This is a genomic window from Salinivibrio sp. ML198, from assembly GCF_001996015.1.
GTDB lineage: Bacteria > Pseudomonadota > Gammaproteobacteria > Enterobacterales > Vibrionaceae > Salinivibrio > Salinivibrio siamensis.
Genome location: NZ_MUEZ01000030.1, coordinates 1 through 9537 on the forward strand (window position 1 = coordinate 1; position 9537 = coordinate 9537).

The 9537-nt window shown below is 50.3% G+C and carries 8 protein-coding genes and 4 tRNA genes; 7 read left to right on the forward strand and 5 right to left on the reverse strand.

Features of this window, described 5'->3' with window-relative positions; genetic code table 11:
* Positions 1-333: 333 nt before the first annotated feature.
* The 4 genes from BZG25_RS15280 to BZG25_RS15295 all read right to left on the reverse strand — a co-directional run bounded on the left by BZG25_RS15280 (position 334) and on the right by BZG25_RS15295 (position 5621).
* Complete coding sequence (locus tag BZG25_RS15280) at positions 334-2919, reverse strand: family 20 glycosylhydrolase (protein WP_077639345.1); 2586 nt, start codon at positions 2917-2919, stop codon at positions 334-336.
* Positions 2920-3118: 199 nt separating this feature from the next.
* Entirely contained in the window at positions 3119-3763 is a 645-nt protein-coding gene (locus BZG25_RS15285) for a nicotinamidase (RefSeq protein WP_077607337.1), read from the reverse strand.
* Between the two features lie 11 nt (positions 3764-3774).
* Positions 3775-5124: a CDP-diacylglycerol--serine O-phosphatidyltransferase gene (gene pssA, locus BZG25_RS15290; protein WP_046074503.1), complete on the reverse strand. Its 1350-nt coding sequence runs from the start codon at positions 5122-5124 to the stop codon at positions 3775-3777.
* 113 nt (positions 5125-5237) lie between these two features.
* Positions 5238-5621: a GNAT family N-acetyltransferase gene (locus BZG25_RS15295; RefSeq protein ID WP_338012966.1), complete on the reverse strand. Its 384-nt coding sequence runs from the start codon at positions 5619-5621 to the stop codon at positions 5238-5240.
* Positions 5622-5745: 124 nt separating this feature from the next.
* Between BZG25_RS15295 and murB the strand changes: the two genes are divergently transcribed.
* The gene (gene murB / locus BZG25_RS15300) at positions 5746-6780 is read left to right on the forward strand and encodes a UDP-N-acetylmuramate dehydrogenase (RefSeq protein WP_077639346.1); all 1035 of its coding nucleotides are present in this window, start codon (positions 5746-5748) and stop codon (positions 6778-6780) included.
* The gene (birA, locus tag BZG25_RS15305) at positions 6777-7745 is read left to right on the forward strand and encodes a bifunctional biotin--[acetyl-CoA-carboxylase] ligase/biotin operon repressor BirA (RefSeq protein ID WP_077607340.1); all 969 of its coding nucleotides are present in this window, start codon (positions 6777-6779) and stop codon (positions 7743-7745) included. The genes murB and birA overlap by 4 nt, the downstream gene beginning before the upstream one ends.
* An 18-nt stretch (positions 7746-7763) precedes the next feature.
* On the opposite strand, the gene coaA is transcribed toward birA, so the two are convergent.
* Positions 7764-8702 carry a type I pantothenate kinase gene (gene coaA, locus BZG25_RS15310; protein WP_077579423.1) on the reverse strand — a complete coding sequence of 313 codons (939 nt, stop codon included), beginning with the start codon at positions 8700-8702 and terminating at the stop codon, positions 7764-7766.
* 209 nt (positions 8703-8911) lie between these two features.
* Between coaA and BZG25_RS15315 the strand changes: the two genes are divergently transcribed.
* From BZG25_RS15315 to BZG25_RS15335, 5 genes are all read left to right on the forward strand, one after another.
* Positions 8912-8987: transfer RNA gene (locus tag BZG25_RS15315), tRNA-Thr, on the forward strand.
* A gap of 7 nt (positions 8988-8994) precedes the next feature.
* Positions 8995-9079: transfer RNA gene (locus tag BZG25_RS15320), tRNA-Tyr, on the forward strand.
* A 37-nt stretch (positions 9080-9116) separates the two neighbouring features.
* Positions 9117-9191, forward strand: a tRNA-Gly gene (locus BZG25_RS15325).
* A gap of 13 nt (positions 9192-9204) precedes the next feature.
* A tRNA-Thr gene (locus BZG25_RS15330) sits at positions 9205-9280 on the forward strand.
* A gap of 104 nt (positions 9281-9384) precedes the next feature.
* The coding region (locus BZG25_RS15335) for a GTP-binding protein (protein WP_241828664.1) at positions 9385-9537 on the forward strand (153 nt) is incomplete at its 3' end.

The window sequence follows — 9537 nt, forward strand, 5'->3', positions numbered from 1 at the left end:
AGCGCCGATGGTAGTGTGGGGTCTCCCCATGTGAGAGTAGGACATCGCCAGGCTTGCTTTCTTGTTTTCAGATTTTTGGAAAAATCTGAAGGCAAAAACAGATTTAATCATCAAAGCGGATATGCGTAAGACTTTGATGAGAAAACACCAAGCCCTGACCTCACGGTCGGGGCTTTTTTGTATTTGGAAGTTCAATAAAGCCTGGCCCTTTATGCCTTGCTTTAAACTGCCTGCCGAGTAGATGTCTTTTCATTTTCCATCTATCCAAGATCCAATAAAAAGCCCCGTCTTGTCGACGGGGCTTTGTTTTTTCTAAGCTGTGTAATAGCTTGATTATTGAATTTTACTGACTCGACTTACTCGATCACCTGAAATGGTACGCAGCTGCACTGGTGCAGTGACGTGAGGAGCGTTCGCCGCATCATAGGTCTGCCAGCTTGCACCATTATCGGTTGAGTACTCAATGGTGAGTCCAGGGAATGGCGAGTTCGCTTTCAATATACCACTTTCTATCACTCCACCCGGAACGGGTAAGCGGAAGCCCACACCCTGTTGCTCTAGTTGTGGGAACCAGTAGTTCGCTAACTGATTAGCAAAGAGGTTGTAATCAATGTTGCGCTTGGTTTGATTCGCCTCTTGTCCGGTTTGAGTGCTTGCTTCCCATTCGGCACGGTGCCAAGCTCGCTCAGCCATGGCGAAGAGGCGAGGGAAGGTCATGGATTCAAATTGGCCATCGGAGCGAATAGTTTCACTCCAAATAGATGCCTGTAAACCAAGCACATTGTCTGGACGCGTCAGTGTTTTCACGGTGGCAGCGTCTAGTACTTCCTGTTTGGTGATAGGTGCACCATTGCGCTTTACATCTGCGTTAGCGTAGAGATCATCGGGCATAAAGCTAAACGTCTTACGGGTGTCGGTAAAACGGGGTGCCCAATAATAGCCACGCTCACTTGGGTCTGGTTCATAGGGGTGGTCAAAATAGAGATGTGTGGCTTGGTTATAGATAACGCCATAGCCATTGTTGGCGAGATTATAGGCGCGATCGGCAACGCCCCACTCCCAGATATTTTGCCACGCGTTGCCATAGACGTGCTCATTGGCAAGTTGTGCGCGTGGATAGACTTTATTGTTGTGCATGAGGCCATCTTCCCAACCACCGAGATCGAGCTGATGACGTTGGGTAATGTGCGAAATACGCTCAACAAAGTACTGACTCAGATCGTCAACACTGTTCACACCTGCATCGTTATCTGCAATAAAGGACTGACAGACGGGCGACTCTTTCCAGGCACCGGCAATTTCATCACCGCCAAAGTGAAATGTATCGAGCGGCTGTATGTCTCGATGCGCGTCGACGAGCGCGGCAACCACCGTATCGACGAAGCGATAACTGGATTCCATACAGACATTTATCGCGTTGTCGGTAAACATCTGCACAGAGAGGTATTGTGTGTCGTCTTCAAAGTCCGTGAGCAAATATTCTTTCGCTTTGGCTTCATCACCTTGTGCCATGTACTTGTGGTAACGCGCTTCCATCGCTTTGATGGCCGCGTGCGCGTGACCTGGCATATCTACTTCTGGAATGACGGTGATATTGAGCGCCTCTGCTTTACGCAAGATCGCTTGATAATCTTCCGTGGTGTAATACCCATTGGATGCTTCTGTGCCGTCAGGCCCTGCACCTAAGAAGGGCAACACGCAGCGGGTTTCCGACAAATCATGACAGCGTTTGCTACCGACGTCCGCCAGTTCCGGGAGGGCTGGGATCTCAATACGCCATGCTTCATCATCACTGAGGCGTAGATGCAGTTTGTTGAGTTTCAAAGCGGCCATCTGATCGAGTAACTTAAAGATGGCTTCTTTGCTGCGGAAGTTTCGCGCCGCATCGACAGACAGGCCTCGGTAAGCAAAGCGTGGTGCGTCAGTTAGCGTCACCGCCTTGAGTGTGTCGCCGGTTTTGAGTTGCAGCAGGCTTTGCGCAGCATATAGGGCTCCCGCTTGATCAGGGGCATCGATGTCAATACGCTGCTGCTCAGGTTGTACATCTAAGCGATACGCTTCATGCCACTGGTCGCTTCCATTCAGGCTGACTTTTCCCCAGCCCACATGAATAACTTTTTGGTTGGTAGGTGCCCAGTCGGTGGCTGAAATGCCAAGTTGATCGGCAAGCCATTGTGCTTGCGCTTGATAGCCATTGTCGTAGACCACGGTCCACTCGCTATCGAGGATGACATGGCCATTTTTCTCAATGCGACTGGCAGGGGTGGGTAGCACGTGCCCTTGGGTATTGACCAACGACAGATCAGCATTGCGCGCATAGCGCTGTTCGGCCGTGAACGGGTCATAATGGTCGGTGAGTGCACCGCCGTAGCGCTTCCACTGTGCGGGCGTGTCAAAGTCACCGACAAAGGCGAGCTCATCATCCGGCTTGGTGGGCACTTGGCCATTTTTGTGGTTACTGGTACTGGTAATCAATGCGGTATGCATGCCAGCTTCACCGTCGGACGCTAAATACCAGTTTGGCATGATATCGGATTTTGCGACTTGCCAGTCAGAGGCATTAAAGCCGACGACTAATTGATCACCAGGGGCGAGCGGAACAAAGCTGTCCGTGGGCTCGAGTTTGAAGAGATCCCCATTGACGTGTGAGACTTTAAGTTGATCGGTATCGATCGAATTGATCATGCGGATGTGACTGAAATAAATCGCCCAGCCTGTTTTAGGCAGTGTCTGAGTGCTTTGGTTGGTAAAGGCGACGTTACCCATAAATGAACGCCAGTCATCTTGCTTATTATCAATGACTTGGTATTGGACATCGAGGCCGTTTCCGAGTGCATCAAGCTGCGATGCAGGCATCGCCCAAGCGGTGCTACATAATGACGCGCCGATCAGGAGACCCAGTGCGGTAGGTTTGAGCATGCTATCCTCCAAACTTATTTTTTATTGTGAAAATAGTTAACAAGACAGTAGAGGATAGTGGTTAACAAGCCTAGTAATCTTGTTAGTCAAAATGCATTTATGTCTAAAGACTCAAACTTATTGATGTGTGCGGGCTATGAGTTTCGTTAAAATAGCGAGGAAGATCGCAGCGGAAATTGATGATCCACTGCGATACAAATTAACGCGGAAGTAAGCAGCTTAACGCGATTTGACTATCCACGAGTCGAATACCGACGGCGACCATTTCGTCACAAGCCGACGATACCGTGTCGGGGTTAATACCACGACACGCGGCAAGGTTGACAATGACGTCAAAACGGCCGCGCTTTTTCAATTGGATAGCCGTGGTTTTGACGCAGTAATCGGTAGCTAAGCCACCGACAACCACGGTTTCTACTTCTTGGCTGTGTAGCCATTCAATCAAGCCCGTGCTGAGTTTTTCTTCAATATCATGAAAGCATGCACCGTAGGGGTGAAGATCAGGCTCAATACCTTTCCAAACCACATAGTCGTATTCGGTGACCGGGGGCAAGCCATCGATGGTTTCAAATCCTTTGGTGCCGGGCACAGCATGCTTGACCCAAGTTAGATCAGCATTCTTATGTGCTAAGGGCTGCAACATATCAGCAGGTTTATCAACCACCCAAACAGCATTGGTGGGGTGTGCATCTTTGGTGAGTACGCGTAGGTCAGCCAATGCCGCTTGCTGATTCAGAGCTGGCCCGATGGTGTCGCCCTCAGGCACAGGCAGCTCATCAGGACAAAGCGGTGTGAATGTGCATTGTGCATCAACGTCAATCGCGGCAATTTTGGCTTGTTTCATCGCATCATCACCTAGAGTATTTGATTGAGTAAATGATCGGCCTTAACCCGCTTAATCCGCTTGAGCAGACGTTTGACCGGGACGGGATAGTCCTCCATTTTTTCGATCTGTTTATAGCTGCCGACCAACTGAGTGTGTGCCAGTATCTTATCTACTTCTTGCTGTTTCTGCGCTTCGAGTTGCTGATGCTTATCATGGATCAAGATAGCGTTTTCTAAGTCTAGCTTCCATGCGCGTGGATTCAGGTTATTGCCCGTCAGCAACATGTATTGGCGATCGACCCAGATTCCTTTTAAGTGAAAACTGTTGTCATCATGCTTCCAAATATGGATGTTTAACTGGCGTTTGGCAATGGCTGCTTCGTTACGGCGCGCAAAGTTACGTAGGTTGACTTCATACAGGTAGGGGAGTGCCGAAATGGTCTTAAAGGGCGCTTCTGGCGGTGAGTAAAAGTCATTGGCGGTTTTATCGCCAACAATGATGCTCACTGTCACACCTCGGCGTAGTGCACGGCGGATTTCTCTGACCACACTGCGTGGCGGATTAAAGTAAGGGGTGCAAATCACCAACTCTTTTTGCGCGCTCGCAATTAGATGGCAGATATAGCGATTGAGCTTGTTCTTACGTTTACCCAATCCGACCATAGGAGTTAGCCCGACTTGGTCCTCACGGAGAGGCTCATTATCGTAGCGATAACTCGCACGCTGCAGCTGAGTTCGAAACTCACGAATGCTAGGCTTAAGTGCTTTGCTATTTGGCCGATCTGGCGAGGTGAGGCAATTGACCGCACTATCCGCCGTTAGGGTATTAACAATAAAGTCTGCCATGGTGTCGGCAAGCGCTTTATTGTCGAGCACATGATAGCGGTCGTATCGATATCTATTATGTTGCGCTAAATAAACATCGTTTAAGCTTGCACCGCTGTAGAGCACTGTGTCATCAAACACAAAGCCTTTTAGGTGCAGCACGCCAAACACTTCTCGGTTTCTGACTGGTACGCCGAGTACCTCTATTTTGTGCGGGTAACGCTCAGCATAGGCGCGATATAATCCCGCATTGCCGTCAGATTGCTCTGCCCCGATCAAGCCTCTTTGCGCGCGATGCCAATCGACTAATACCTTGATATCCAGATCAGGATTGGCCTGTTTCGCTTCATACAGTGCATCAAGCACGCTACGTCCAGCCTCATCATCCTGCAGATACAAGGCGACGAGGTAAATCCTGGATTTCGCCTTTTTTATTTCACTAAGCAAGCGCTCTCTAAACGAGACGGCATCTAATAAGGTTTCGAGATTTTCTGGCTGGTGCGCAATGGTGGGCAGACGGTCGATAAGCTGCCGGTTTGCGTTCGCTGAATCCATTGTTACCTCTTGTTGTTCGACGGCCAGAGTCGAGCGGTTTGATGCTAAACCCTGAATTATACCAGAAATTAGGTCAAGTCACGGATGACTGCGCGGTGGCTTTGTTGTAAATGTCACGCTTTAGGTGCGTATTGCATCGCGACTAAGTCTTTACCGCTATGACAGTAGCTTTGGTAGCGTGCTGCCAATTCCTCTGGCAGGGCTGGCGTGTCCACACTGCTGAAACCGTGTTGCATGTATAAAGCGGTCAATGGTCGAAATGCCAAGCAAAAGCTTGGGCGTTGCGCCAATACGGGCTGGACGGCGTCGAGTAGTTGATGACTTAGCCCCGACCCGCGCAAGTGTGGGTGCAGCAACATGCCAGTGAGTAATTGGTAATTTTGACGTTGTTGAAAGCGGACCGCACCACATAAGCCGCTGGGTCCATCCACCACCCAGATATGTTCATCTTTTTTCGGTTTACCCGGTGGATAGTAGGTTTTATAGAATCGTGCCACGAGAGGAAACCGTAACGGCTCGAGTGGGTGAATGTGGTAATTATCCATAGCCTAATAGATGCGCAATACGAGCAGGACAGGTAGTATACCTATCCATGATTTTTTCTGACAGCGTAATGCATTGATGAAGTGGTTATCTGATGTGTCCTTGACACCCCATCACACCTTTGGTCTCCCCGCCCACGCTCATGCGATCGTGGAAGCGCACACCGTGGAGGATTTATATGCGATTTGGCAGCATGCTGACGATCTGACGCTTCCTAAGCTAGTGGTGGGAGAAGGCAGCAACCTGCTTTTTTGCCAAGACTTTCAGGGCGTGGTGGTGCTTAATCGCCTGACTGGTATATCAGTCGATGATGAGGGCGACCACTGGGTATTGCATGTAGGGGCTGGAGAATCCTGGCATAACTTAGTCGCTTGGAGCATTGATAATGGGTTCCCTGGGCTGGAAAACCTCGCGCTTATTCCTGGCTGTGTTGGTGCGGCGCCGATTCAAAACATTGGTGCTTACGGTGTCGAGTTTTGCGAGCGGTGCGCGTATGTCGATATCGTCAATCCATTGACTCAGCAAACACGTCGTTTGACCCGAGCAGCCTGCCAATTTGGCTATCGCGACTCGATATTTAAAACCGACGCGATGACAGGGTGGGTGATTACGCAAGTGGGGTTGCGATTAGCGAAGACGTGGCAGCCCGTGCTCAAATATGGTGCGCTGGCGGATCTCGATCCAGAGCGGGTATCAGCGCAAACCATTTTTGACGCGGTCTGTGCGATTCGCCAAGCCAAGCTCCCTGATCCCCGTGAGTGTGGCAATGCGGGAAGCTTTTTCAAAAACCCAGTGATTGATGCACACCAGGCGCAAACCTTGCAAACCTGTTATCCCGAGATACCCATGTACTTTGCCGGAGAGGGGAAAAAGAAGCTCGCCGCAGGCTGGCTGATTGACCAATGTGGTTTGAAAGGCAAGCAAGTGGGAGGCGCGCGTGTACATCCAAAACAAGCCTTAGTGCTGACCAACGCTAATCATGCAACCAGCCAAGACGTCATTCAGTTAGCAAAGCAGGTGGTCGACGAAGTCAAGGCGCGGTTTGGTGTGACCTTGCACCATGAGGTGCGCTTTATGGGCGCCAAGGGCGAAACCAGCTTGGAGGCACAATGAGCAGTGCACATACCGCAAGGCTTACCCTTATCGATCGTTTATCCGATGGTGAGTTCCACTCTGGCGAAATGCTAGGCGATGCGCTAGGCATGAGCCGAGCGGCGGTCAGCAAACATATCAAAGTGTTGCAATCGTGGGGACTGGATATCTATCGGGTGCAGGGCAAAGGCTATTGCTTATCACAACCGATTGAGTTGCTCGATGACGTCTGGCTCAGTGAGCATACCGATGTGCCCGCTTTATCCGTGATCCCGGTCATTGATTCGACCAATCAGTACTTGATGGAACGTGTTGGACAACTTGCGTCAGGCAGTGTTTGCTTGGCTGAATATCAGCAGCAAGGACGGGGTCGCCGTGGTCGCGCGTGGCAGTCGCCTTTTGGCAGTAACTTGTATTTGTCGATGTATTGGCGTTTAGATGCCGGCCCTGCGGCGGCGATGGGACTGAGCCTAGTGGTTGGTGTGGCGATCACCAAAGCACTCCATGAACTAGGCGCGCCAGGTGTGAAGGTGAAATGGCCCAACGACCTGTATTTTCAGGATCAAAAGCTCGCTGGCATCTTAGTGGAAATGACGGGGCAAACGGGCGATGCGGCTCACCTTGTGATCGGCATGGGGTTGAATATTGGTATGGGGGCGCATTTGCGTGACAGCATCGATCAGCCTTGGGCTCGATTAGCGGACGCTTGCCATCCAATGCCATCGCGCAATACATTGGCGGCAACCTTGATTGAGCGTTTAAAAGAAGCACTGATTGACTATGAGCAACATGGGCTATCGAGCATCATGGCCGACTGGCCCAAGTTGGATAACTTTATTGATCGCCCCGTCAAACTACTCATGGGAGAGCGGGAAGTCCGCGGTATTGAGCGCGGTATCGACGAACACGGTGCCTTATTACTTGACGTTGAGGGTGACATCACGCCTTATTTAGGTGGAGAGATTTCTCTAAGACGCGATGACTAATCTCGGCGATTGTAAGGACTATTTGCGCACACGGATGCGTTGAACAGAGTGGTTGGCACCTTTTTCTAGGATTAAACTGGCGCGCTCACGGGTGGGTAAAATGTTTTCCGATAAGTTTTTCCCGTTAATGTCATCCCAGATGGTCGCCGCCTTTTGAGTGGCTTCGTCGACCGATAGCCGCGTGTAGTGATGAAAGTAAGCCTGTGGATCGAGAAAGGCACCTCGGCGGAACTTCATAAAGCGCTCAATATACCAATGCTTTAGTAACTCTGGTTCGGCGTCGACATAGATAGAAAAGTCGAGAAAGTCGGAAATAAACACATGATGTGGGTCATGCGGGTAATCCATGCCACTTTGCAGGACGTTGAGCCCTTCGAGGATCAATATGTCGGGTTTCTCCACTTTTTGCACGTCAGGAGTGATGTCGTACACCAAGTGAGAATAAATCGGCGCGGTGACGCAGTCTTTTCCTGATTTGACGTCGGCCACAAACTCAACCAGCTTGCGCATGTCATAAGATTGCGGAAACCCTTTTTTATGCATAATGCCACGCGACTCAAGCTCGGCGTTGGGGTATAAAAAGCCGTCAGTGGTCACGAGTGCAACTTTAGGATGATCTGGCCACCGTGTCAGCAGGGCTTTTAAAAGACGTGCGGTGGTACTTTTCCCCACGGCGACGCTGCCCGCGATGCCAATGACATAGGGCACATGATTTGAGACGGGCTGGGATAAAAACTCGTCTAGCACTTCCGTCCGGCTTTTGCGCGCTTTCACATAGAGATTAAGCAGCCGGGATAGAGGAAGATAAATATCGCGCACCTCATCCATCGACAAATGCTCGTTAAGGCCGCGCAAGCGGTCAATGTCATCTTCGGTGAGCGTCATGGGCACTGCATCCCTCAGTTCAGCCCATTGTTGACGCTCGAACGACAAATAAGGCGTTAGCGTTGCATTCATGATCCATGTGCCTTAAGCCAGTAAAGAGGTTGACGATACCGCAAACGAAAGGGAAGGAAAAGCGCCGACGATTGGCGTTGAGTGGGCGGGCTGGTTATTTTCGCAACAATCACGCGAAAAAATGCGCAAAAGACGAAAAAATCACCCATTTTTTTAAAATTCCCTATTGCACCCCTCAAATCCATGGCATAGAATGCGCAGCACTTGTCGCCGGCTTAGCTCAGTTGGTAGAGCAACTGACTTGTAATCAGTAGGTCGCCAGTTCGATTCCGGCAGCCGGCACCAAAATTTAGGTGGAATTCCCGAGCGGTCAAAGGGATCAGACTGTAAATCTGACGGCTCAGCCTTCGAAGGTTCGAATCCTTCTTCCACCACCATTTTCAAATTGTTTGAATAGCTCTACGAGTAACGATTGCGGGCATCGTATAATGGCTATTACCTCAGCCTTCCAAGCTGATGATGCGGGTTCGATTCCCGCTGCCCGCTCCACTCTTTTTAGAGTGCTGATATAGCTCAGTCGGTAGAGCGCACCCTTGGTAAGGGTGAGGTCGGCAGTTCAAATCTGCCTATCAGCACCATCCTCTCCAAGGTAACTTCAAGCCGTTTGATATATACTCAACAAACCTGATTGTTGGTTGTGTGGTCGTAATGCCACCGAAATACCGTGCTTAGAGGGACTGTCATGTCTAAAGAAAAATTTGAACGTACGAAAACGCACGTTAACGTTGGTACTATTGGCCACGTTGACCATGGTAAAACTACGCTGACCGCAGCTATCTGTACGGTACTTGCAAAAGTACACGGCGGTGCTGCTCGTGACTTCGCGTCAATCGAT